The 25,110-nt window shown below is 66.0% G+C and carries 14 protein-coding genes and 1 pseudogene; 6 read left to right on the forward strand and 9 right to left on the reverse strand.

The window, feature by feature from the left end; all coding sequences use genetic code 11:
• From E5E97_RS17410 to E5E97_RS17420, 3 genes are read left to right on the forward strand one after another with little or no spacing between them, the layout of a single operon-like run.
• Nucleotides 1-1,017, forward strand: coding sequence for an amonabactin ABC transporter permease subunit 2 (locus E5E97_RS17410; protein ID WP_171280644.1), 1,017 nt, complete (start codon nucleotides 1-3; stop codon nucleotides 1,015-1,017).
• A 13-nt stretch (nucleotides 1,018-1,030) separates the two neighbouring features.
• Nucleotides 1,031-2,098: an amonabactin ABC transporter permease subunit 1 gene (locus E5E97_RS17415; protein ID WP_171280645.1), complete on the forward strand. Its 1,068-nt coding sequence runs from the start codon at nucleotides 1,031-1,033 to the stop codon at nucleotides 2,096-2,098.
• A 43-nt stretch (nucleotides 2,099-2,141) separates the two neighbouring features.
• Nucleotides 2,142-2,945, forward strand: coding sequence for an amonabactin ABC transporter ATP-binding protein (locus tag E5E97_RS17420; RefSeq protein WP_171280646.1), 804 nt, complete (start codon nucleotides 2,142-2,144; stop codon nucleotides 2,943-2,945).
• Nucleotides 2,946-3,006: 61 nt separating this feature from the next.
• Here the strand turns inward: E5E97_RS17420 and amoD are convergent, their stop codons facing one another.
• A complete protein-coding gene (gene amoD / locus E5E97_RS17425; protein WP_171280647.1) occupies nucleotides 3,007-3,792 on the reverse strand; it encodes an amonabactin biosynthesis phosphopantetheinyl transferase AmoD in 786 nt (261 codons plus the stop codon).
• A 156-nt stretch (nucleotides 3,793-3,948) separates the two neighbouring features.
• Between amoD and E5E97_RS17430 the strand changes: the two genes are divergently transcribed.
• Entirely contained in the window at nucleotides 3,949-4,893 is a 945-nt protein-coding gene (locus E5E97_RS17430) for an amonabactin ABC transporter substrate-binding protein (protein ID WP_017778923.1), read from the forward strand.
• 67 nt (nucleotides 4,894-4,960) lie between these two features.
• On the opposite strand, the gene amoH is transcribed toward E5E97_RS17430, so the two are convergent.
• The 7 genes and pseudogenes from amoH to amoC form a co-directional block, all read right to left on the reverse strand.
• Complete coding sequence (gene amoH / locus E5E97_RS17435; RefSeq protein ID WP_171280648.1) at nucleotides 4,961-6,505, reverse strand: amonabactin biosynthesis glycine adenylation protein AmoH; 1,545 nt, start codon at nucleotides 6,503-6,505, stop codon at nucleotides 4,961-4,963.
• Nucleotides 6,502-12,812, reverse strand: a pseudogene (gene amoG, locus E5E97_RS17440) (amonabactin biosynthesis non-ribosomal peptide synthetase AmoG). The gene amoH and the pseudogene amoG overlap by 4 nt, the downstream one beginning before the upstream one ends.
• Nucleotides 12,813-12,826: 14 nt before the next feature.
• Complete coding sequence (gene amoA / locus E5E97_RS17445; protein ID WP_113995984.1) at nucleotides 12,827-13,576, reverse strand: amonabactin biosynthesis protein AmoA; 750 nt, start codon at nucleotides 13,574-13,576, stop codon at nucleotides 12,827-12,829.
• Between the two features lie 20 nt (nucleotides 13,577-13,596).
• Complete coding sequence (gene amoF / locus E5E97_RS17450) at nucleotides 13,597-16,692, reverse strand: amonabactin biosynthesis non-ribosomal peptide synthetase AmoF (protein WP_171280649.1); 3,096 nt, start codon at nucleotides 16,690-16,692, stop codon at nucleotides 13,597-13,599.
• Nucleotides 16,689-17,612, reverse strand: coding sequence for an amonabactin biosynthesis bifunctional protein AmoB (amoB, locus tag E5E97_RS17455; protein WP_171280650.1), 924 nt, complete (start codon nucleotides 17,610-17,612; stop codon nucleotides 16,689-16,691). The genes amoF and amoB overlap by 4 nt, the downstream gene beginning before the upstream one ends.
• Before the next feature lie 22 nt (nucleotides 17,613-17,634).
• Entirely contained in the window at nucleotides 17,635-19,296 is a 1,662-nt protein-coding gene (amoE, locus tag E5E97_RS17460; protein ID WP_171280651.1) for an amonabactin biosynthesis (2,3-dihydroxybenzoyl)adenylate synthase AmoE, read from the reverse strand.
• A 76-nt stretch (nucleotides 19,297-19,372) separates the two neighbouring features.
• Nucleotides 19,373-20,566, reverse strand: a complete 1,194-nt coding sequence (gene amoC, locus E5E97_RS17465; protein ID WP_203133456.1) for an amonabactin biosynthesis isochorismate synthase AmoC — start codon at nucleotides 20,564-20,566, stop codon at nucleotides 19,373-19,375.
• A 325-nt stretch (nucleotides 20,567-20,891) separates the two neighbouring features.
• Here amoC and E5E97_RS17470 point away from each other — a divergent pair, with 325 nt between their 5' ends.
• Complete coding sequence (locus E5E97_RS17470) at nucleotides 20,892-21,443, forward strand: lipoprotein (protein WP_171280653.1); 552 nt, start codon at nucleotides 20,892-20,894, stop codon at nucleotides 21,441-21,443.
• 145 nt (nucleotides 21,444-21,588) lie between these two features.
• Complete coding sequence (locus E5E97_RS17475) at nucleotides 21,589-23,589, forward strand: hypothetical protein (protein ID WP_171280654.1); 2,001 nt, start codon at nucleotides 21,589-21,591, stop codon at nucleotides 23,587-23,589.
• A gap of 77 nt (nucleotides 23,590-23,666) precedes the next feature.
• Here the strand turns inward: E5E97_RS17475 and glgC are convergent, their stop codons facing one another.
• Nucleotides 23,667-24,941, reverse strand: a complete 1,275-nt coding sequence (gene glgC / locus E5E97_RS17480; RefSeq protein ID WP_011706313.1) for a glucose-1-phosphate adenylyltransferase — start codon at nucleotides 24,939-24,941, stop codon at nucleotides 23,667-23,669.
• Between the last annotated feature and the right edge of the window lie 169 nt (nucleotides 24,942-25,110).

The following is a 25,110-nucleotide window of genomic DNA, read 5'->3' on the forward strand; positions in this document are numbered from 1 at the left end:
GTGCACAGACACCAAACACACCTGTTCTGGCTGGGAGTGGTTCTCCTGTTCCTGCTCATCTGTCTCTCACTGGCCACCGGCGCCGGTGTCTATGGTGGCCGCGAGGTCGCCGGATTTCTGCTGGGCGATCCCGCCCTCATGGCCGATGAAAAGCTCGCCATGATCGTTCATACCCTGCGTCTGCCCCGCACCCTGTGTGCCCTGGTGGTGGGCGTCTGTCTTGCGCTGGCGGCCTCCATGCTGCAAAGCGCCACCCGCAATCCGCTGGCCGAACCCGGCCTGCTCGGAGTCAACGCCGGCGCCGTGTTCGCCCTGGTGATCGGCCTCACCTATTTTGGCGTCGAATCCGCCTACGGTTACCTGCTCTGGTCCGGCATGGGGGCCCTGCTCGGCAACCTCATCGTGCTCGGCCTCGGCCTGATGGTGGGACGCTCCAACCCCCTCAAGCTCATCCTGGTGGGGGTCGCCCTCTCCGCCACCTTCGGCGGCCTCTCCAACTTCCTGCTGCTCTCCAACCAGGTGGTGCTGGAGCAGTTCCGTTTCTGGAATCTGGGGTCGCTGGCCGCCTCGGATCTCGATGCGGTGCTCACCGTGATGCCCTTTGCCCTGCTCGGCCTGCTGCTGACCCTGGCGCTCTGCCGTCAGCTCACCCTGATGCAGATGGGTGACAACCAGGCGCTGGCGCTCGGCATCCGGCCGACCCGGGTGCGCATCGGCGTGCTCCTGGCCGCCACCCTGTTTACCGCCTGCGCCATCGCCATCGCCGGTCCCATCGGCTTCGTCGGCTTTCTCGCCGCCTACTGCGCCCGTCTGGTGGAGCCAGTACGCCTCGCCATCCAGGTACGCTTCTCCGCCCTGTTCGGGGTGCTGTTCCTGCTCGGCGCCGACATCCTGGCGCGCTGGCTGATCCAGCCGTTCGAACTGCCCAACGGGGTGATCCTGGCGCTGATCGGTGCCCCCGTGCTCATCATGGTGGTGCGCAGCGGCGGTTTCCGCTCCCTGCTGGCCGTCAAATAAGGTTGCCTGCCTCATGAACAATTCCATCCATCCCTCCCTCACTACGGCGCTTCCTACCGGCACCGTCTGCCTGCGCATTGGCAGCCGCACCCTGTTGCTGCACCGCCGCGCCTGGCTGATCACCCTCGGGCTCTTGGTCGCACTGGTGCTGCTCTCCCTGCTGGCGCTGACCCTGGGCTCCGGCAAGCTCACCATGCTGGGGGTGATCCAGACCCTGCTTGGCGAGGGCAACCGGCTGAGCGAGGTGACCGTCTTCAAGATCCGGCTGCCACGCATCGTCGCCGTGCTGGTGGCGGGAGCGGCCATGGGCCTCTCCGGCTGCCTGGTGCAGACCCTCATTCGCAACCGCCTCGCCACCCCGGACATGATCGGGGTCAACGAGGGGGCCTCCTTGGCCATCATCGCCTTCTCCCTCTACCTGACCCTCGGCAGCTGGCCCTGGTGGGCCGCCCCGCTGGGCGCCCTGTTTGCCGCCGCCGTGCTCTATGCCCTGTGTAACAAGCCGGGGGAACAGGGCTACCTGTTCGTGGTGATCGGCATCGGCGTCTCCGAGCTGATGAACGCCATCGGCCAGTTCGTGATGTCCACCCAGTCGCTGGTGCACCTCACCAGCCTCTACCTGTGGAACATGGGCAACTTCGTCGGCCAGGGCTACAGCACTGTGCTGCCGGTGGGGCTCCTGATCCTGCTGGTCTGCCCCTGGGTAGTTTATCTCTCCCGGGCTCTCGGCGTACTGCGTCTGGGCCCCGTCACCGCCCAGAGTCTGGGGGTGAACGTCAATCGGGTGCAGCTCGGCGTGCTGGCCCAGGCCATCGTCGTGGCGGCGCTCGGCACCGCCATCGGTGGCCCCGTGGTGTTCATCGCCATGGCGGCCCCGGTGCTCGCCTCTTGGCTCAGCCGGGATCGCATCGTGCCGCTGTGGATTGCCGCCCTGTGCGGCGCCCTGCTGCTGCTGGCCAGCGACACCCTGGTGCGGGTGCTGGCCAGCCCCCACGAGGTGACCACCGGCATCATGACCCGTATTCTCGGCGGCCTGCTGCTGCTGTTCATCCTGCTCAAAGACCGCCAGAAGGCCGACTGACGATGCCATTCATCCATTTTCAAGACAGACCGAGGGCCGCCTGATGACGCTCACCATCAATCACCTGCAATTTGGCTATCAGCACAAGCCCGTCTTCAACGACATCTCCTTCACCATTCCCCAGGGCAAGCTGGTGGGGATCGTCGGCCCCAACGGCGGCGGCAAGTCCACCCTGCTCAAACTCCTGGCAGGCCAGGAGCAACAGCAAGCCGGCGAGATCCTGCTCAAGGGCAAGCCGCTGGCCAGCTACGGCAAGAAAGCGCTGGCCCGCGAGCTCGCCTACCTGCCCCAGCGCCCGTTGGTACCCGCCGGCATCCAGGTCGAGCAGCTGGTGCAGTACGGCCGCCATCCCCATCAGGGCTGGTTCAATCAGTGGAGCGAGGAGGATGCCTGCATGGTGCGCTGGGCCTGCGAGCGGATGCAGCTGGGCGACATTCTGCAGCAGAGCGCCAGCTCTCTCTCCGGCGGTCAGGCCCAGCGGGTGTGGCTGGCCATGGTGCTGGCCCAGGATGCGGACATCATCCTGCTGGATGAACCCACCAGCGCCCTCGACATCGGCCACCAGACCGAGGTGATGGAGGCCATCCACCAGATCACCGCCGAGGGCAAGACGGTGCTCATCGTCATTCACGATCTCGCCACCGCCGCCCGCTACTGCGACGAGCTGATCGCGCTGGGAGATGGCGGCATCCAGGCCATGGGGCCGGCCCGCGAGGTGGTGACCAAGTCCCTCATCGACCGCCTCTACCAGACCGACGTGGACATACTGCACGCCCCCGGCGACGGCGCCCCCATCATAGTGCCGCGCCGCAGACCGCACGCCTTTGCCATGCGCCAGCCGGCCTGAGCCCCATCAAAAAACCGCCGAGAGGCGGTTTTTTGATGCTTATGTCTCGGCGCGCCGCCACTCACAGCAGCAGGCTGGTGAGCACCCCGCCCGGCCGTGTTTGCCAGTGCCTTGTTTGCCAATGCAGTGCCTGCCAGTACATTGGCTGCCAGTAGAGCGTACAGCGCCAACCGGCGGGCAGCGTCGGGGTCAGCCCGCCCACCAGTTCGAGGGTGAGGGTCTGCTCCGTCATGGTCAGCCAGCGGGCATCGAGAAAGTCAAAATAGCGCCCCACCCTGGGATAGAGTGCCTTGAACAGGCTCTCCTTGGCCGAAAAGATCAAGGTAAGCGCCTCAGCCCTGCTCAGGCCGACGGCGCGGGCAGCGGCCGCCAGCCGCCCCCACTCCTCCCCGCTTGCAATGCCGGGCCAGAGCTCGCTCGCCTGCCCCTCTGCCAACCAGCCCTCCAGATCCAGCCCCATTCCCGCCCGGCCGGGGCGCACCGCGCACAGCGCCATGCCGCGCCCCTGCAACAGGCTGTGGCTGATGCTGCCCTCAAACCCCGCAGGCCAGCAGGGTTCGCGGGCTGCCCCGATGCTCACCTGCTGCTGGCCCAGACCAAAGGGGTGCAAGGCCCGGCGCGCCGCCAGCCGGCCGGCCAGAAACTCCCCCAGCCGCTTGGGTGTTGCGCGCTGCAAGCTGGCCGGCAGCACCATGCCGGCTGCATCGTAACAGGCCGGGGTGAAGGCGGCGGGGTCAAAGCAGACCCGTTGCAGCGCCATGTGCGCCGCGCCGGGCAGCGGCAGGCTGTCGGCCTGCACGATGAAGCGGTCCAGTGAACAGGCTGGCGCAGTGGCAATCAACATCACGAAGAGCCCTTGGTGGGTGAGCCAGCATGGTAGCAAACCGCCCCCTCCACATGCCACAAACACAAATGACAATTCTTATCATTTGAATTTGTGGTAGCATGAGTTCGCCCGTTTGGGACCCAGTGTTCCACTGATTTCACCAAGAAGGATGTAACGATGAAGATCTCCTCTCCCCTGGCTGCCGTGCTGATGCTGGCCAGCCTGGTCGGCTTCCAGGCACAGGCCGGCAGCGAGACCCGTCAGGTGACCGATGCCGACGGCAAGACCCAGGTCGTACCGGCCCAGCCCAAGCGGGTGGTGGTACTGAGCGAAATCGATCTGGACAGCGCCCTGACCCTGGGGCTGCAACCGGTCGGCACCGTCAATGGCCGCGGCCAGTCCACCCTGCCCCGCTACCTGCTGCAACAGGCAGGCAAGGAGATCGCCGTGGTCGGCGATCTGGACAACCCCAACCTGGAGAAGCTGATCGATCTGGAACCCGACCTCATCCTCACCGGCCAGACCAAGCCCGAGCTGCTGGCCCTGCTCAAGGAGATCGCCCCCACCGTGGTTACCGGCAACTGGGGTGACTCCTGGAAGGAGATCTTCAATCGCAGCGCCCACGTGCTGAACCGGGACGCCGAAGCCAAGACCTTCCTCGCCCAGTATGACGCCCGCCTGCAGGAAGCCCGCAGCAAGCTTGCCAAGCATCAGGGCGAGCGCCTGAGCATAGTGCGCTGGAACCCCAAGGGCCCGAGCTACATGCACAGCGGCACCTTCGCCAGCAGCGTCGTGGAAGAGATGGGGCTGACCCGACCGACCCACCAGATCGGTGACAAGACCCCCCACTCCCCGGCCCTGAGCCTGGAATCCCTCAACCTGCTGGACGGTGACTGGCTGGTGATCGGCACCCTGAGCGCCAGCGGCGACGCGGTGGATGCCATGAAGCAGGCCGAACAGACCCCGGCCTTTCAGCAGCTCGGCGCCATCAAGAGCAAGCGCTTCGGCGCCGTGGACGGGTCGCTCTGGACCTCCACCGGTGGCCCCCAGGCGGCCCTCAAGGTGATCGACGATGTCGAGCAGCTGCTGGCCAAACCCGATGCGGCCCCCATCACCCAATAAGCCCGCGTGATCAGCGCCCACAAAGAAGCCCGCATTTGCGGGCTTCTTTTTATCTGCTGCGCGGCACTTACTCGGGCAAGGGCAGCGCCTTTCTGTCCAGTTTGCCACTGCCGGTCTTGGGCAGGGCATCCAGCAGCATGAGCCGCGCCGGCACCATGTAGTGGGGCAGCGTCGCCTGCAGCCCCTTGCGCAGGGCGAGGCGATTGAGGGTCACCCCGCTCTTCGCCTCCACGTAACCCACCAGCATGGCCTCGTCCCCCTCGCCCACCAGACGCACCGCCGCCTCCTGCACCCCGGTCTGACGGCGCAGCCCCGCCTCCACCTCGCCGAGCTCGATGCGAAAACCGCGCAGCTTGACCTGATCGTCGCGCCGTCCCAGATAGAGGAAACGGTCCGCCCCCAGCCGCCGCACCCGATCGCCGGTGCGATAGAGGCGATGGGTGGCAAGGCGCAGGAAGGCGGCGCTGGTCAGGGCCGGCTTGCGCCAGTACCCCTCGCACAGGGCCGGGCTCTCGATGCAGAGTTCGCCGCACTCCCCCTCTACCACCGGCTGCCCCGCCTCGTCCAGCACCCAGTGCCGATAGCCGGGCAGGCTGTGGCTGATGGTGATCTGGCCATCAGTCGGCGGCCAGCGCACCTCGCTCACCAGCGACCAGACGGTGGCCTCGGTGGGCCCGTAGCAGTTCCACAGCCGCCGGGTGCGGGCACAGAGCTGCTCGGCCAATCCCGAGTCCAGCGCCTCACCGCCACACAGAGCGGTGAGGGTATTGCGCCCCTGCCAGCCAGCTTTGAGCAGCATGCGCCAGCAGGCCGGGGTCGCCTGCAGCCAGTTGATGGAGGGGTCGGCCTCGAGCAGCGCCAGCATCCCCAGCGGATCCTTGTTGTGCTCGCCGCCGGCCACCGTCAGCCGGCCACCGCCCCAGAGCGGCCCCAGCATCTCCAGCAGCGAGATGTCGAAGGCCGGGGTGGTGATAAAGAGCCAGTGGCAGCTCGGTGATAACCCGAGCCGCTCGCGGATCCCGTCGAGGAAGCAGAGCAGGGCCCGCCGGCTGATGACCACCCCCTTGGGCTCGCCGGTGGAGCCCGAGGTGAACATCATGTAGGCGGCCAGGGCGTCATCCACTTGGGGCCAGGAGACCGGCCCTGCAGCTGCGGGCCCGTCGAGGGTACGCAGCGGACAGCCGAAGGCGGGGGCCGGTCTGTCGCCGTCGCAGATCACCGCCGACAGGCGCGCCTGACGGGCGATCCCCTGCAGCCGCTCCACCGGAAAGTCCGGCTCGAGCGGCACGAAGGTGAGGCCGAGCCGCAGGCAGGCCAGCAGGCTGGCCACCAGATCGGGGCTGCGGGAGAGATAGAGGCCGACCCGCTCCCCCACCGCCAGCCCCTGCAGGCGGGCGGCAATCCGGGCCACCCGATCATTGAGCGCGCCGTAGCTAAGCCACTGCTCATCTGATCCGCCCTCACTGATGCCCTCCCCACCCATACGGATGGCGGGGGCTAGCGGGGTCGCGGCCAGACATGCCGCCAGCCGCGCACCCAGGTTGGCCGCCCCCTTGGAAGCGCCTCTCAGGGGTGACACGGCCGGGGCCTCATGCTTGATGGTCACTGTCATAGCGCGGCCTCCGTTTGGCGCACCAGCCAGTGCCGATAGAGCCGGCTGGGGGATGGATGGGCCTTGAGCATCTGCAGGGTAAGCGGCGCCCGCTCCTGGCCAAACGCCTCGTTGAGAGCCGCCAGCAGGGCAAGCTGCTGCACCGAATCCACCCCGAGTTCACACAGGGTCTGCTGCCAGATGCCGGGTACGCTGCACTGGCGCTCCCACAGGGCCACCAGCGCGCGGGCCTCGGCCGGCGGCTGAGCCAGGCCGGGTTCAGCCCTGGTGGCGGCCACCTGTGTGACAGTCGATGGTGTGGCAGCTCCTTGTGCTGGGAACGGCGCGGCCGCCGCCACTCTAGCCGGCTGGCTCAGATCCGCCTGTGCCAGCCAGCCGAGCTCGGCCAGCCAGGCAGCCAGCACCGCCTCGGCCCGGGCCTCGGGGATCTGCTCGCCGTCGAACTCGAGGCGCAGCTGGAGCGTCTCGCCCCGGCTGCTGACCACGAGCGACAGAGGAAGCTCCACCTTCTCCACCACGGCGCCAAAGCGCGGCACCAGCTGGTGGGGTTCGGGGGCGGCAGGGGCCGCCGGCATGGGGTAGTTCTCGAACACGAACAAGCTCTGGAACAGGCGCGCCCGGCCTTTGGTCAGTGCCGCCAGCGACTGGGTACCGTGCTCGTTGAGCGCCATCAGGTCGGTCTGCAACCGGGCGATATGCTCGGCCAGGCTCAGCTCGGTGCACCAATCCAGCGCCAGCGGCAAACTGTTGATGTAGAGCCCGACGCTCGCGGTGATCCCCTCGATGGGGTAATCCCGGCCCGGGGTCACGTTGCCCACCAGGGTGACGGCATCGCCAGAGCGGCGTGCCAGCAGACGGTGCCAGGCATATTGGGCCAACAGGCCCGCAGTCACCCCAAGGTCTCGGGCACGGCGCGCGAGCAAGGCCGCCACCTCGGCCGGCAGCTCCGTGGCGCACAGCGCAGGTCGCTGCTGGGTATGGCGCCCGCTTGAGCTAGCGTCCAGCGTCACCCCGAACAGGCAGACGAGATCGTTAGGCGTAGCCAAGAGCTCGCCCCGCCCCTGCCAGTAGGCGTCGGCGCTGCGGGCTTGGCTGGCGATATGGCGGCCAAATTCGAGCCAGGCGGTATCCGGCTCGCCCTGCGGCAGCAGGCCGTTCATCAGCGCCTGATAGCCGCGATGCAAGGAACCCAGCAACACGGGGCCGCTCCAGCCATCCAGCACGCAGTGATGGGCGCTGAAGATCACCTTGTGGTGATCGGGGGCCAATTTGAAGCAGGCAAGGCGCAGCAGGGGGGCCTGCTCCAGCGGGATCGGGCGGGCCAGATCCTGCTCGCGATAGGCCTGGACCCGTGCCTCTCCCGCCTCATTCCCCATCTCGGACAAGTCCTCATAGTGGAATGGCAACTCGGCGTGCTTGCAGATGCGCTGCAGCGCCACCCCATCCGCCAGCACCAGTTCGCTGCGAAGCGCCGGCCAGCGGGCAATCTGCCCCTGCCAGGCCTGACGGTAGACCGCCACGTCCAGCGGCTGGTGATAGGCGATCTCGGTCTGCAGGTGATAGGCGTGATCCCGGGGCAGCAGCGCCCTGTGATGGAACATGCTCTGCTGAAGCGAGGTCATGGGCAGCAGGGTCTCCACTTCGCACCCGGCCAGCACCTGGTCCAGCGCAGATTGGGATAGGCCAAGCCCCGGGAAGTCGCTCGGGGTATGGCGCGGAGCCTTCAGGTTGCAGCAGTGCTCCACCAGCGCCGTCAGGTTGTCCGCCAGCCGCGCCATCAGGGCGTCGCTCGCCTGCTGGTTGAGGGCGCCCACCTGGCGCAGGGTGAGGCGGCCATCAAACACGCCACCGTGCAGGCTGACCAGCTCGCGCGGCAGGTTATCAGGGGAACTGGGTGCCCCCGGCGCCAGCGGCAGGGGCTGCCAGGGTTGAACGGCCTCGCCCTGATGGCTGACCCCCAGGTAATTGAAGACCACCAGGGCTTCGGGCAGTGCCCAGCCACGTGGATGGTGCAGGCGCAGGGCGTTGAAGCCCACCCCCTTGTCCGGCACGGCGCGCAGCTGCTCCTTGGTGGCGCACACCAGCGCATCCCACGCCTCGGCATCCGCCAGCGCCAACGGGTAGGTGCTGGTGAACCAGCCGAGGGTACGGCTCACGTCCAGTTCCGCATCGATGGCCTCACGGCCGTGTCCTTCCAGCATCACGCAGTGACGGCTGCCGTAACCCTGCTCGCTCAGGGTACGAGTCAGGGCCGCCAGCAGCAGGTCGGGCACCCGGGTGAAGTAAGCCTGGTTGGCGGCGTCGATGAGCCGGGCCGTGGTCTCCTGACTCAGTTGCAGCAGGCTGGCGGCGGCGCGGCCATCGGCGGCACGCGCCGCTTCCAGCAGCTGACCCTGGTTGCCCTCCCCCTGAGCCAGCCAGAAGCCAAGCTGCTCCTCTTCCCGTTTGGCATAGGCCGCCAGCCCCTCGCCCCACTGGCGATAGCTGCTGCCCTTGGCGGGCAGCGGCTCGCCCCTGCTCACCCGGGCCAGATCTTCGGCCAGGATGCGCCAGGAGACCGCATCGATGACCAGGTGATGGAAGGCGAGGAAGAGCCCCTCCACCGTCTCGCACTCGCCCTCGCGCTCCCCCTCGAGGGAGAGATTGCGCAGGCGAGCCCAGGCCAGGGTGTGGCCGCTGGCAGGGTCGAGATCTCCCTGCAGCTCGGTCAGGCGGGCCTGCAGCTCTGCCTCATCGAAATTGGCGGCATCCAGGGTCGGCAGCGGCGGCAATGGCAGTTCGGCCAGGTAGCGCTGGCCGGTCGGGGTCACCGCCAGACGCAGGGCATCGTGGTGCTGGCGCAGGGTATCCAGCCAGCCGCGCAGGGCCTCATCGTCCACCCCGGCCGGCAGGCGCAGGATCACCCCCTGGTTCCAGTGACCGGGCTTTGCAAAGCCCTGCTCGAAGAACCAGTGCTGAATGGGGTGGAGCGGGAACTCGCCGGTCAGGCTGCCCTGCTCGCTCCTGTGGCTGACGGCCTGCTGCTGGCCGAGCTGGCGGCAGAGGCGGCGCACCGTCTTGGCTTCGAACACGTCCTTCACGCTGCAGTGCAGCCCCGCATCCCGCAGCCTGGTGGTGAGCTGGATGCTGAGGATGGAGTCACCGCCTAAGCGGAAGAAGTCATCCTCCACCCCGAGCGGTTGCTTGAGCACCCCTTGCCAGATGGCAAGCACGGTCTGCTCCAGCTCGTTTTGCGGCTCGCCCTTGCTCTGCTGCCAGACGATGGCGGGCAGACGGCGCAAGTCCAGCTTGCCGTTGGGGGTGAGCGGCATCTCGGACAGCCAGCACAGGCGCGCCGGCACCATGTATTCGGGCAGGCACTCGCCGGCCCGCTGCAGCAGGGCATCGCCGTCGGGCTCGCTCGCCCCGGCCTGCAAACAGGCGTAAGCGAGCAGACGCCCCTCCTGCACCACCACCTTGATCTGGCGGATAACCGGGCACAATTCGGCGAGCCGGGTCTCTATCTCACCCGGCTCGATGCGATAGCCGCGCAGCTTGATCTGCTCGTCTATCCGGCCCAGATACTGGATGTTGCCGTCGCGGCGCAGCAGGGCCCGATCGCCGGTGCGATAGAGGCGATATGTGCGTTCCTCATTCGTTGCATCAAAGGCCAGCTCGATAAAGGCCTCCTGGGTACGCGCCGGCAGATTGAGGTAGCCGCGGGCCAGCCCCAGCCCTGCCAGGCATAGCTCGCCGGGCACCCCCACCGGGCAGAGATTGCCCACCTCGTCCAGGATCAGCGCCTTCAGGTTGTTGACGGGGCGACCTATGGTGATGGGCGCCCCCGGGGTGAGCCGCGTGCAGAGCGCGGTGACGGTGCACTCGGTCGGGCCGTACATGTTGAAGAGGGCCACCCGCTCCCCCAACGCTCCACCAGGCTGCTAGGGCACGCCTCGCCGCCAAAACCGATGGCCTTGAGGGAGCCGAGCTCCGCCGGTGGTAGCAGGTTCGCGAGCAAGGCGGTCGGCAAAATCATATGGCTGGCACCGCAAGCGATCGCGGCACCGATCACCCCCTCGCCCGGCTCGCCGAAGTGCAGGGCCGCGCCGCAGTACAGGGGCAGCAGGCTGGTCATGTTGCCCGCATCAAACGAGAGGGACATGCAGTTGAACATGGCGCCATTCTGATCAAGGGCGATCCGCTCGCCGTGATCCGCCATCAGGTTGACCAGGCTGCCCTGCTCCACCATGACCCCCTTGGGCAGGCCGGTGCTGCCGGAGGTGTAGATGATCTGGGCCAGCATGGCGGCGTCCCGGGGCAGTGCGGGCGTGCTGGTTGGCATCTTGTCCAGCGCAAGCTGGTGCAGATCGTGATATTCGGCAGTCGTGCCCGCCAGCGCCTCGCCAAGCCGCAGGTCCGGCACGCCACCCAGCACCAGGCTGATGGATGCATCCCCTAAGATATGGGCCAGCCGCTCGGCAGGATAGGCAGGGTCGAGGGGCACATAGGCCGCCCCCGCCTTCCAGCAGGCGAGCAGGGCGATGACGAAGGCCACATCGCGCCTGGCCTGGATGCCGATGGCGGCGCCCAGGGTGACGCCCTGAGCCAGCAGCCAGTGGGCCAGCCGGTTGGCACGCGTTTCCAGCTCGCCATAGGTCAACGATTGCGCGCCGTCGCTGACCGCCAACGCGTCCGACAACTGAATAGCGCGCCGCTCGATATGACAGAGCAGGGTGTCGCGGCTCGGGTAATCCGGCGGCAAGTCGGCAAGCTCGGCGGCCAGCGCGGCCTGGTCGGTGCCCGCCTCCAGCGGCAGTTGCCAGATGTCGGTCTCGGGGGCCGCCACCACGGCGCGCATCAGGTGCAGCAGGCGATCGGCGTAGGCCTGGATGGTCTCTCGCTCGAACAGGGCGGTGGCAAACAGCCAGTCCACCCTGACGGAGTCCATCAGCTCGGTCACCTTGACCGAGATGTCGGTCTTGGCCGGCAGCACAGGCGAGGTCTCCTCCACCAGCTGGCAGCCGGGGATGAGATCGTTGAAGTCCACCTTGGCCTGATAGACCAGCATTATCTGGAAGATGGGGTTGATGGCGGTGGTGCGATCGGCGCCGATGGCCTCGGCCAGCGCCTCGAAGCGGTAGAGCTGGTGATCGAAGGCCGCCAGATCCTCCTCCCGGCACTGCTGCAGATAGTCGACAAAGCTGGGCTTGCCGCTGAGTTGAGTGCGCAGCACCAGGGTGTTGACAAAAAAGCCCACCAGCGACTCGATCTCGTGGCGCTCGCGATAGGCGAGCGGGGTGCCGATCACCACTTCCTTCTCGCCGCTCTGGCGCACCATCAGCAATGCAAACAGGGCGTGCAGACCGATGAAGTTGGAGGTGCTGTGGCGCTGACAGAGGCGCTTGAAACTCTCCCACAGATCGTTGTCGATGGTGGAGAAGACCAGCTCGCCGCCGCTGTCCTGATGGGCCGGGCGCGGCTTGTCCAGCGGCAGACCGTGCACTTCGGGGCTGCCACCGAGCCGATCGACCCAGAACGGTTTGAACTCGGCGTGATAATCGAGAAAACGGTCCGAGTTGAACCAGCGGGCATAGTCGATGTAGGTGAGCGGCAGCTCGCTCACCTGCAGGGGTTCGCGATTCTGGTGGGCAAGAAAGGCGCGCTTGAGATCCGCGAACATGTTCTTGACCGACCAGCCGTCGGAGATGATGTGGTGCTGGGTGATCAGCAGCACGTGCTCGCGGCTGCCCAGCCGAATAAGGTGTACCCGGCTCAGATCCCCCTGGGTCAGGGAGAAGGGGCGGCCTATCTCCTCGCGCACCCGGCGGGCCACATAGGCCTCGCGCTCGGCTGCGGGCTCTGCGCTCACGTCCTCAATCTGCAGCTTGAAGGGGGCGTGGGGCAGGATCTCCTGCGCCCCCCTGCCCGCCTCGTCCTTGATGAAGCGGGTACGCATGCTGGGGTGGCGGGCAAACAGGTGGTCGAAGGCAAACTCCAGCGCCGCCGTGTCCAGCTCGCCGCTCACCCTGAAGTAGACCGGCATATTGTAGAGGTGGGAGGCCTCCTCGTACTGCTCGATAAACCAGAGCCCGCTCTGGGACGACGAAAGCGGCCCCTGCCGGGCGCCCTCGGCGACGATAGGCGCCTCGAAGGCGGCGCGGGCCGCCAGGCAGCGCACCAGTTCATCCTTGTGGGCCTTGATGGTGGCGCCGATGGCAGGCGTCACCGCCTCCTTGCTCGACTGGGAGATAAGCTGGCCCTTGTCGTTCAGCGCCAGCTTCACCCCCTGCCGTTCCAGCTGTTTCAACAGCAAAATCATATTGTTCATCTGTTTCTCAAGCCTCAGGCACTCAGGGTGGCGCCGCCGTCGACGACCAGATCCTGCAGCGTGATGTGGCTGGCCAGATCCGAGGCCAGAAAGAGGACGGTATGGGCGATCTCCGCCGGGGTGGCTACCTTGCGCAGGGGGATGCCGAGCTTGAACTGCTCCGGCAACCCGGCAATGGTGCGGGCCATGGCCTCCTCGCTTGGCAGCATGCCGCGCAGCATGGGGGTATCCGTCGAGCCCGGCGACACCAGGTTGGCGCGCACGCCGAAGGGGGCCAGCTCCAGCCCCACCGTCTGGGTCAGGCTGGTGACCGCTGCCTTGGAGGCGCAATAGGCCGCCATCTGCATGCGCGGCACATGGGCGGCGTTGGAGCCGATGGTGACGATGGCACCGCGCCGCTGCTCCTTGAAGTGGGGCACCAGGGCCCGCAGCAGATAGAAGACGCCGCTGGCGTTGACCGTCATGCAGTCGTGCCAGTCGTCATCGCTCAGGGCGTCGGTGGGGCCGAGGCGCAGCACCCCGGCCCCGTTGACCAGCACATCGAGCCCGCCGTCCGCCAGCAGCGCTGCGCAGCAGGCGTTGACCGCCTTCGAGTCGCCAATATCGAGCAGCCGGGTGGCATAGGGGTAGTCGGCTTCGGGAAACGCCAGATCCAGCCCCACCACGATTGCTCCGGCCGCCACGAACTGCGTTGCCACCTCGCGGCCGATGCCGCGCCCGGCCCCGGTCACCCAGACCCGCTTGCCAGTAAAATCAAAGGCCATTGCTTGTTGCTCCTTGCTCATCACCACACCATCTCCACGCTCTCTTCGTCCTCGGCAAGCAGGCCGTCGAGGAAACGGCAGAAGTCATCGAGGCGCGGGTGATCGAACACGTCAGAGACCTTGACCTGCACCCCGAACTCGGCGCCGAGCCGGTTGACTATCTGGATGGTCTGCAGGGACTGGCCCCCCAGTTCGAAGAAGTTGTCGGCGGGCGCCATGGTGGCGAGTCCCAGGATCTGCTGCCAGATGGCGCCGACCCGGTTCTCGGTTTCGCTGCCCAGGGTCAGGGCTTCGCCGCCCGCCTGGTAGGCGGCCAGCAGGGCCTTGCGATCCAGCTTGTTGGAGCCGGTGCGGGGCAGCTGGTCATAGTGGCGATAGTCGGTGGGGATCATGGCGGCAGGCAGCACTTTGGCCAGCTGCGCCTTGATGACCCGGCTGTCGCGCTCCGGCCCCGCCACGAAGGCCACCAGCCGGCGTACGCTGCCGATGCTCACCCCCTGCACGCAGGCCTCGTCCACCCCCGGCAGGGCCAGCAGCTGGGCCTCCACCTCGCCGGGCTGGATGCGATAGCCGCTTATCTTGAATTCGTTGTCGCGCCGGCCAAGGTAGACCAGCCGGCCGGCCACCAAGCGCACCCGATCGCCGGTGCGATAGACAGGCAGATCCTCCTCGCCGATCCGCAGGGTGCCAAAGCTGCCTTGCACGCCCCCCACATAGCCGTTGGCCAGCTGCGGGCCGAGCAGCACCAGCTCACCCTCGCTGGAGGGTTGCTCCCCCGCCCCGAGGATGAGCGCCTGCATGCCGGGCAGCGGCAGGCCGATGGGCAACTGGGCCTGGCTCGGGTCTTCCTGTTGCAGCTCCTGGGTGGTCACCACCACTGTGGTCTCGGTGGGACCGTAGGTGTTGAACAGGCGCACATCGGAGCGGCCCTGACGCTGCCACTGGGCCAGCTGCTCGGGGTAGACCGCCTCGCCGCCGATGATTACGGTGGTAAGCCCGGCAGGGATATGGGCCTGACCTGCCGTCAACGCCACCACCCATTCGTTCCAGAACGCGGTGGGCAGGTCGAGGTGGGTGATCCCCATCTGCTCCACCCCGGCCGCAAAGGCGGGCATGGATTCGAGCAGGGCGTCGGTGCGCAGCACCAGGGTGGCGCCGGCGCTCAAGGTAGCGAACACCTCCTCAATGCTGGCGTCGAAGTTGAAGGGGGCAAATTGCAACATCCGCGCGTCTTTATCCAGGTGATAACGGCAGCGGGCGGCGGCGGCGAAGTGATCCAGCGCGCCGTGGCTGACCGCCACCCCCTTGGGCAGGCCGGTCGAACCCGAGGTGAACATCAGGTAGGCGACGGCGCGGCCGGCGGCCGGCTGGTTCAAGCGGTTATCGCTCACCAGATCCCCCGCCAAGAGCGTGCGCCCCTCAAACAGGCTGGCCAGTTTGTGGCGGTACTCGGCCTGGGTGATCAGGGTCTTGACCTCCCCCAGCCGCAGGATATGGCCCTGACGCTCCAGCGGCTGCTCGGGGTCGAGCGGCACGTAGACGGCACCGGCCAGCAGCACCGCCAGCTGGGCGAAGATGGCCTGGGGGGTGCGGGCCAGCATGACCCCCACCTTGTCGCCGGGGGCGACGCCTGCGGCCTGCAGGGCGGCCGCCATCTGTTCAGATCTGGCCAGCAGCGCCTCGTAGCTGAAGCGGGCCTCTCCCTGCTCCAGCGCTACCTTGTCCGGGGTCTGGGCGGCGAAGTGGCAGAGCGCCTCCAGCACCGGCCGTGTCTTGATCACTTCATGGGCGGGGCCGGCGATCAGGGCTCTGGCCCGCTGCTCGGCCAGCCAGTCGGCCTTGAGCGCACCCAGGGTTTGGGCGGGCTCGGCCAGCCAGCGGCCCAGCAGGGCAAACAGGGTATCGGCGATGGCCGCCAGATCCGCCTGACAGTAGCAGCCGGGGTTGGCATCCAGATCCAGTCTGGGCTGGCCATCGACGCCGACCTGCACCTCGATGGTGAGATCCTCCACCGGGCCGGCGCTGATGTTGAGAATATGGGCAGATAGCGGCCCGAAGCGGCGAGCGTGATCGAACGGCATGATATTGACCAGCGGGCCGAACAGGCGCTTGTCGCCCCCCACCAAGCCAAGGTCGCGGCGCAGCAGCTCGTAGCGGTAGTGCTGGTGTTTGCGCACCCCGCGCTTGGCCTTGGCCACGGCGCCGGCGGCTCCCGCCAGATCCAGTTCTTCACCCAGTGTCAGCGCCAGCGGGGTAATGTTCATCTGCATGCAGGGCACGGTCAACGATGCCGAGCCGATGCGGTTCATCATCATCAGGCCGAGCAGGGTCTTATCCTGGCCGCTCGACAGCGACAGCTGGGCAGAGAGGGCGGCCAGCAGCAGATCGGGCCAGCCCAGCTTGTGCTCGTCGGCAAAGCCGGTCAGGGATTGCCAGAGCGCCGCCGGCAGCGGACGGCTCTCGCGGAGAAATTCGGCCGCGATGGGGGCGCGGGATTCGCTGAAGGAGCGCACCTCGGGCCAGGCTTGCAACTGCTCCTGCCAGAAGGCGCGGGCGGCGGCGTTCTTGCCGCTCTGCTCGCGGCTCGCCTCTTCGGCCAGCACTTCCGCCAACGAGCCGAAGGGGGATGGGGAGTTCATCTCACCGGCCAGCCCCTCTGCATACAGCTCGGCGATGCGCTGGAACAGCAAGGTGGTGCCAAAGCCGTCGAGGGCGATGTGGTGCACGCAGCTGTAGAGATAATCGCGGCCGGGGCCGCGCAGCAGGGCGAAGCGGCAGGGCGCCTCTTGAGTCAGCTCGAACGGGCGGCGCAGATCGGCCCAGGCCCAGGCCCAGGCGCGGGCCAGCGCCTCGTCATCGCGCTCAAGAGAGACCTCTTCATAGACCAGGGGCAGCTCGGCCGGGACGAAGCAGACCGCCTCCTTATCGTCTTCGAAATGGCCCTTGAGCGCCTCGCACTCCCCCACCGCCTTGGCAAGGGCTGCGGCCAGCACGGCCGCCTCGACCTTGCCATCGAAGGCGATGCACTCGGCGGTGTTGAACATCGCCTTGTCGTCGTTGAGCAGATGTCCGGACCAGAGCCCCTGCTGGGGGATGGTCAAGGGGAAACGGCTCATGGGGTCACCTCCAGCGTCTGGGCTGCCAGCTTGGCCTCGATGAGGTGCCACCAGCCATTGAGGGTCGGCAGCTTGGCGAGATCCACGAAGCCGAGCTCCACCCCGGCGGCGCGCCACTCGGTGAGCAGGGCCATGATCCGCACCGAATCCAGACCGTAGTCGATGAGGTTCTCGTCGGGGTCAAACTCCCCTTCGTCCTCGTCGATATGGCTCAGCAGCCGCGCCTTGAGCCCCTCATACGTCAGCAACGGATTGGTCAGGAGCGGATTGCTCTGGACGGCAGAAGCGGAGGCCGGGGCGAGCGCCAGCACCTCCTCGCAGCGGATCACCTTGCCGCAGCGGGTCGCCACGTAGTCGAGCGCCATCTGGTGGTCGGCCAGGGAGAAGTCCGCCACCCCGTCCGCCAGGAAGAAGGGCTGGATGTCGCGCATGAAGGCGTCACAGGCAGTCATCATGCAGCCGATATGGCCGTAGATGCCGCCGATGATCAGCTGATCTCGCCCCAGCGCTTTGAGCATCTGCTCCAGCTCGGAGCGCTGGAAGGCGCTGTAACGCCACTTGACCAGCACGGTGTCGTCACGCTCTGGGCGCAGCGCCGCGACCACCTGCTGCTGCTCTGGCCGCTTGTTGAGACCCGGGCCCCACATATCGTTGAGCAGGGCGCGATCTTCAGGGGATTGATCCTTGGGCTGGGCAGTGTAGAAGACCGGAATGCCGAGGGCCTTGCACTGTTTGCGCACGGCGGCCAGGCGCTCGGTCAGCGCCGCGATCAGCGGGCTGTTTTCACCATAGAAGGCGGTGAAATACTCCTGCATGTCGTGGATCAGCAGGGCGGCGCGTTTGGGATCCAGGGTCCAGTTGACCTTGTTGGCCTTCCACTGGCTGGGCATGGCGTAATTGTTCAGGGTTGGGATAGCCATAACGTCATGATTCCTTTTAGTTTTATGCTGTTGTCAGGGACTGGTTGGCGGCGATGGCGTGCGCAATGCGCGCCCGCAGCCCCTGCTTGTCAATCTTGCCCACCGCCGTCATGGGCAGGGCGTCCAGGGTTTCGAAACGGTCGGGCAGCTTGAAGTCCGCCACACCGCGCTCACGCAGAAACTTGCGCAAGGCCAGCGGCTTGAGCCCCGGCTCGGTGCTGACGATGAAGGCGCAGCTCTTCTCCCCCATGGCGCTGTCGGGCATGGAGACCAGGGCCGCATGGGTGATGGCCGGGTGGTGCAGCAGCTGGTTTTCCACCTCTTCCGCCGCGATCTTCTCGCCGCCCCGATTGATCTGATCCTTCTGTCGCCCGACCACGGTGAGGTAACCATCGGCATCCTGTACCACCAGATCGCCGGAGCAGTAGAAGCCCTCGGCATCGAACACCCGGGCGTTGTGGGCCGGGCTCTGGTAGTAACCGCGGAAGGTATAGGGGCCACGGGTGTGCAGGGCGCCAGGCTCGCCGGGGGCGACCGGATTGCCCGCCTCATCGAGGATGCGCACCTCGTCATCCGGGCTCATGGGGCGGCCCTGGGTGTGAATGACCTTCTCGTCGGGGTCGTCCAGCCGGGTGTAGTTGACCAGCCCTTCCGCCATGCCGAACACCTGCTGCAGCCGGCAGCCGAGCAGCGGCCCAATCTTGCTGGCCACCGCCTCCCCTAGCTTGGCGCCGCCCACTTGCAGCAAGTCGAGGCTCTCGAGTTGGGTGCGCGCGGTGGGATCCGCTTCAGCTGCCTGCAACCAGAGCGAGACCGCCGGCGGCACCAGCGAGGTGAGATTTACCCGGTGGCGGGCAATCAGCGGGAAACAGCTGATGGGGCTGGGATCGGGCGCCAGCACCACGGTACCGCCCGCCTCGAACACCCCCAGGGCGCCCGGGGAGCTCAGGGGGAAGTTGTGGGGGGCCGGCAGGGCGCACAGATAGCGGATGTGGGGCCCCAATTTACAGATTTCATTGCTGCGGCGCACGCTGTAGAGGTAGTCGTCATGGGTGCGGGGGATGAGCTTGGGAGTGCCGGTGCTACCGCCGGAGAGCTGGAAGAAGGCCACCTCGTCCGCCGGGGTCGGGCCAGATTTCACCGGCTCACTCTCAGCCCCCTTCGCCAACCAGTGGGTCAGCCCCAGCTCTCCCGCATCGCCATCGAGTAGCACCAGCTCGGCACCGATGGTTGTCAGCAGCTCGCTCTCGCGCCCCTTGCTCGCAAACAGCGGATGGGCCAGCGAGCCGATAAAGAGGCGTGGTGTGATCTGCTCGGCATAAGAGAGGAGCTCCAGCCGGTTGTGGCTAAAGAGCGCGTTGACCGGCGCGATGCCGGCCTTGAGCAGGGCGAAGAACACCAGATAGAACTCGGCCTCGTTGGGGAGCTGCACCAGCGCGGTATCCCCCGCCCCCAGGCCGTGGCGGGCCAGATTTGCGGCCAGCCGGCTCGAAGCGGCGTCCAGCTCGCCATAGCTGAAGCGGCGCTCACCGCAGAGGATCGCCTCGGCGTCGGGGGCCAGCTCACACTGACGCGCCAGCATGGCGGTCAGCGGCTCGCCGCGCCAATAGCCCTTGGCGCGGTACTGCCGGGCCAAGGCATCGGGCCAGCGGGTATAGGGTAGGAAGCGGTTGAATTGGCTCATTGCGCCACCTCCGGACTCAGGCCCAGGGCTTCCAGATTCGGCTGTCCACTCTGCCAGCCCAGATATTGAAGCTGGGTCATTGCGCTACCTCCAAATCCAGGCCCAGGGCTTTGAGCATGGTCCCCAGCTTGGTGCCGGTCTCGACCCACTCCATGGCGGGATCCGAGCCCGCGACGATACCGGCGCCGGCGAACAGCTCCACCTGATGGCCGTCGAGCACGCCGCAGCGGATCACCACGGCCCACTCGCCGTTGCCCTGGCTGTCGCACCAACCGACGATGCCGCTGAACAGGGCGCGCCGGAAGGGCTCCTGCTCGCGGATGAACTGGCGCGCCAGATCGGTGGGATAGCCGCACAGGGCTGGGGTGGGATGAAGCTGGCAGGCAAGTGACAGTACCGACGCCTCGCCGCCATTGAGCTGCCCAGCGATAGGGGTACCCAGATGCCAGAGGGTATCCGTGCTCATCAGCGAGGGATGAGCAGGGATCGCCAGCTCGCGGCAGTGGGGCGTCAGCACCCGGCGGATCTCGTCGATCACCAGGCGGTGCTCATGCTGATCCTTGCGAGAGGCCAGCAGATCCCGGGCTACCATTTCATCTTGTGCCGGCTCGCTCGCCCGTCTGGCTGAACCCGCCAGCGGGTGGGTGAACACCTCTCCCCCGCTGACCCGCAGCAGCAGCTCGGGGCTGGCGCCAAGCAGGCGGCGGTCCTGGCCGAGCGGCAGGGAAAAGTGGAAGGCGTGGGGATTCTGGGCCATCAAACGGGCCATCACCTGCTGAGGGTCGGCGGGCTGGTGCAGGGTAAGGGTGAGTTTGCGCGACAACACCACCTTGGCGAGCCGGCCTTGTGCAAACGCATCCAGCGCCGCGCTGACCGAGGCCTGAAATTCGCTGGCCGGCGGGGTGCTCTGCACCGAGATGACCCGGTTGGCCTCGACGGCCTGCTCTGCCATCGCCGCTGTTGCCGGCGCCTGTGCCAGCGGGATGGGGCGATCGCCCCGCTCATAGCGGCCGGGCACATAGAGGCAAGAGGCTTCCGCCGGGTCGAACGCGAAGGCACCGATCAGCAGGGGGTTGGCCTGGCCGGCGGCGCTGGCCGCGGCCAGCGCGTCGGCAATCTGTTGTTCTAGCAAAGGCCATTCACAGGCGGGGGTGGTGATAGGCTGGCCTAGGTCAGTGGCACTGAGCGTGCCCTGACCCGAGGTAAACAAGAATTCGGGCGAAGACGCAGCCTGGGCAGGCGCGCTATTTTCCATCACAAGAGTATCCACGTTACACCCTCAAATATGATTCAAAATGATAATGATTATCAGTTTGTATTTGTGCGGCGGTAAAATACTCGCTTTGAAATCCCCCGGTCAATGGGATTTTTATGCCGATAAAACTGGAACTTATCTGTGGATATGGCGGGTGCCACGGCTGCTGCGGCCCACCGTGCAGGTCCGGCCAGCCTTGTCCGTATGAGCACCGCAGCCAACCCCCCATATGAGGCTGCGACAAAAAATGCGGGCTCGCCGCCCACGCTGGCAGCGAACGCCATTTCCCCCTAAGATGGCGCCATCTTTATGACCATTGTCTCAACCCACGGGATCCTCGATGTTAAAGCACCTGCTTCTGCTCCCCCTCAGCCTGCTGCTGGCCGCCTGTTCACTCACCCAGTACAACGTCAGCGAAGGAGAGATCAACCAATACCTCAAAGAGAGGGTCGCCTTCGAAAAGCAGCTGGGGATCCCCGGCATCATGTCGAGCAAGATCCGCCTCGATGAGATGCAAAGCCGCATCGGTCGCCGCCAGGCCGACCGGGTCGAACTGGATGCCGCCGGCGATCTGCAGGTGGCGAGCCCGCTGGGTAGCCAGCAGATGAAGATCCGCCTCTCCCTGAGCGCCCGCCCCGACTACGTGGCCGAGCAGGGCGCCATCTACTTGCGCGATCTCGAGCTCATCTCGGTCAAGACCGATCCGGCCGACGTGGGTACCGCCCTCACCCCGCTGCTGCCCACCTTCAACCAGTCGCTCTCGCTGTTCCTCTCCCAGACCCCCGTCTACCGGTTGGATGGCAGTCGCAAGAACGAAGCCAGGATCAAGGATAAAGTCGAAGCCCTCAAGGTGGAACCGGGCCGACTGGTCATCCCCTTCAAGCTGCTCTGACCCCCAACCGCGCCCCTCTTCTCTTCAACTCCAGGGGCGCGGTTTTTTCTTCTCAAGCTCCCCCCTTTGCCTCATAATGCACACCATTCTCATTTAGATTCATGAGAAGCGTCATAATAAAATCAAACATATGGTGAGAAGGGACATGAGAAAAACCGTACTGGTCCAGGCGATCGCCTGCGCGCTCCTGAGCGGCGCCGCACACGCCGCCGTCAAGGTAGAAGACAAGACATTCAACACCGCCGCCAACATGCTGGCCTACACCGAGTTCGAACTCTCCGGCGAGCCGCTGGCCGAGGCCCTCGGTCTGGATCTGGATGTGCTGGACGCCAACCGAGCCGATGAGCCGACCCCGTTCGACTTCGCCGCCGGCATCGAATCCTACGAATACTCCGAAGAGGCAATGTACGCCCTCAACTACCAATCCGGCATGGGCCCCCATCTGGTGAACGGGCCGCAAAACCAGGCTCGCGGCGGCACCATGGCCTCCCTCGGCCAGCGAGTGCTGGCCATGGCTGATGCGGTCGGTTTCCCGGCCGATGAAGTGCCGCAGGGCATATATCCCCTCTCCCTGCCCTACTCCTCCGCCAACCCGGAGTTCGCGCAAGCCGTCAACGCCACCCCGGTCAACGGCGACCAGATCACCATCAAGACCGCCAAGGGCAACGAGAAGAGCGTCAAGACCCAGGTACCGGCCTACTTCCGCGACTACGCCACCCTGCGCTGGAGCGGCAGTGACAACCTGCTGGTGCCGGCGGCCGTGGGCGGCATCCTGCTCAAAGAGGTGATGTGGTCCCAGGACTTCCTCGGCGGCATGCACGTGGCCGAGACCGATGAGGAGGTGGAAGCCGCGTCCGCCACCATGGATCAGGACGGCAAACACAAGCTGGGGGTCTCTGCCGCCGACGGCTTCAACGGCATGATGCTGACCGAGCAGTCCATCGACAAGCTGGCCATCCTGCAGGGTCAGCTCGGCTTTGACGGCAAGCAGCTGGGCGCCAAGATCACCCCGCAGTACGATCCGGCCAAGGGTATCGTCTACTTCCCCCATCAGGTGAAAGTGACCGAGACCGGCAAGAACGACGTCGGCGCCATCGGCAAGCTCGAGGTGGTGGACGGCTCAGCCCAGCTGCGCGACGCCTGGATGATGCTGTGGCCGCTCTCCGAGTTCTACGCCTTCACCGATCAGCGCAGCGCCAACACCAACCAGAACCCGGCCTTCCACGCCGTGTTCGACGGTGCCCCGTTCGCCGCCGCACCGGCCGCCAACAAGGGCAGCGATGCCGCCAAGCTGGTGGCGGGTGACGATGCCTTCTCCCTGGCGCTGAACCTCTCCGGCATGGTGTTCAAGAACCTCAATGCCCTGCACTTCGAGCCCAAGGCCGGCACCCTGGTCGACAGCTGGCAGGCCGGCAAACAGGGCAAGCACGTCACCACCTTTGACGCTGCCTACAGTCTGGTCGCCCTGCAGATCTTCCAGCGCGCCCAGGATGCGCTGCCAGTCGGCTACGCCGCTGGTGACAATGGCGAGCTGAACCTGAAAACCGCCCAGGGCCAGCAGGCACTGGTGCTGATCCGCCAGCAGGCCGACTTCATCCTCGCCAATCTCAAGGGCAAAAATGGGCTGGTACATGATGGGATCACCCTGGGTGGCAAGCTTGATGCCAGCCAGTCCATCGACGCCCAGTTTGCCGCCATCCGCGGCCTGACCGCAGCCTTCCTGGCGACCTCGGATGCCAAGTACCGCACGGCGGCGCGCGAGCTGTTCATCGCCGCCGATAAGGCCTACTTCAATGCCAAGGCCGGTACCTGGCTCGCCGGCAAGCAGGGTGAATACACCCCCTGGACCCAGGCCGCCATCTCCGGCGCCCTGCGCTCCGCCATGCTGAACCTGCGCAACGAAGGCGGCGAGAAAGCCCCGGCGCTGGAGCTGGCCCAGCTGACCCAGCGCTATGTGAGCTGGTTCCGTGGCACCGTCAACGGCGGCATGCAGATGGCCGAGTGGATCGGCGACTCCGGCGAGAACGTCATCGAAGGGGCCGGTGGTGACACCGACGAAGATGGCGTCCCGCAAGTGACCGCCGCCGGTGGCAAGCACGGCACCGCCATGGTGATGGCCGCCAAGGCGCTGATCACCGAAAAATAATCAGCCACTCGCTGAATAGAAAAAGGGAGCTATATCGGCTCCCTTTTTAGTTGTGGCGTCTGGCGTTGGGCGTGACATCACCCCAGCTTGGCCAGCATCTCCTTGGTCACCAGCACGATACCCTGCTCGGAGCGATAGAAGCGGCGGCTGTCCTCGTCGGCGTTTTCCCCCACCACCAGCCCGTCGGGCAGCTTGCAGCCCTTGTCCACCACCACCCGCCGCAACCGGCAACCCGAGCCAATCTCGACCCCGGGGAAAATGATGGCCTGATCCAGGGTGCAGAAGGAGTGCACCCGCACATGGGTGAACAGCACGGAGTTGAGCACGAAGGAGCCGCTGACGATGGATCCCCCCGCGAACATGGAGTTGATGGTCATGCCGTGCTGGCCGTTTCTGTCCTGCACGAACTTGGCCGGCGGCGTCATGGTCTGGCTGGTCCAGATGGGCCAGTTCTCGTCATAGATGTCGAGCTCGGGCACCACGGAGGCGAGATCCATGTTGGCCTCCCAGAACGAATCCAGGGTACCCACGTCGCGCCAGTAGGGTTTCTGCCCCTCCTTGGCCCCCACGCAGGACATGGTGAACGGGTGGGCAAACGCCTTGCCCTCTCCCACGATGCGCGGGATCACGTCCATGCCGAAATCGTGTTTGGACTCCTGGTTGTGAATGTCCTCTTCCAGCAGCTGATAGAGGTACTCCGCCTCAAAGATGTAGATGCCCATGGAGGCCAGGGAGACGTTTTCGTTGCCCGGCATGGCGGGCGGATTGGCCGGCTTCTCCACGAAGGCGCGGATCTTGCGCTGCTCGTCGATGTCCATCACTCCAAAGGCGGAGGCCTCAGCGCGCGGCACCTCGATACAGGCCACCGTCACCTTGGCGCCGAGGCGCACGTGATCGAGCAGCATGGCGGCGTAGTCCATCTTGTAGATGTGATCCCCCGCCAGCACCACTATGTATTTGGGGCCATAGTCACGGATGATGTCGACGTTCTGGTAGATGGCGTCGGCGGTACCGCGATACCAGTGCACCTCGTCCACCCGCTGCTGGGCGGGCAACAAGTCGATGAACTCGTTCATCTGGTAGCGTAGGAAGGACCAGCCCGATTGCAGGTGGCGCAGCAGGCTGTGGGACTTGTACTGGGTCACCACCCCGACCCGACGGATGCCGGAGTTGATGCAGTTGGAGAGCACGAAGTCGATGATGCGGAACTTGCCGCCAAAATGGACGGCAGGCTTGGCGCGGTTGTCGGTCAACTGCTTCAGGCGACTGCCCCGTCCCCCCGCGAGCACCAAGGCCATACTCTGGTTCAATAGTTGCCGTGCTTTGGCAGTATTTACGGGTTCTAACAACATAATTACCTCTGCCTTGTTTTGGTCCATTTTCGATTCATCTTCGCCTGTTTCCGGCGCCATGAAAGTGGTTTCACTCACATTTAACTGATTTCAATTGGCCCTTTTCCAGGAGTTGAGCGGGATCTCATGCTTTGCGGCGCGAGCTTGGTTAGAATTTCAGCATCAACGA

Source organism: Aeromonas sp. 2692-1 (assembly GCF_013085505.1).
In the GTDB taxonomy this organism is placed as follows: Bacteria; Pseudomonadota; Gammaproteobacteria; order Enterobacterales; family Aeromonadaceae; genus Aeromonas; species Aeromonas hydrophila.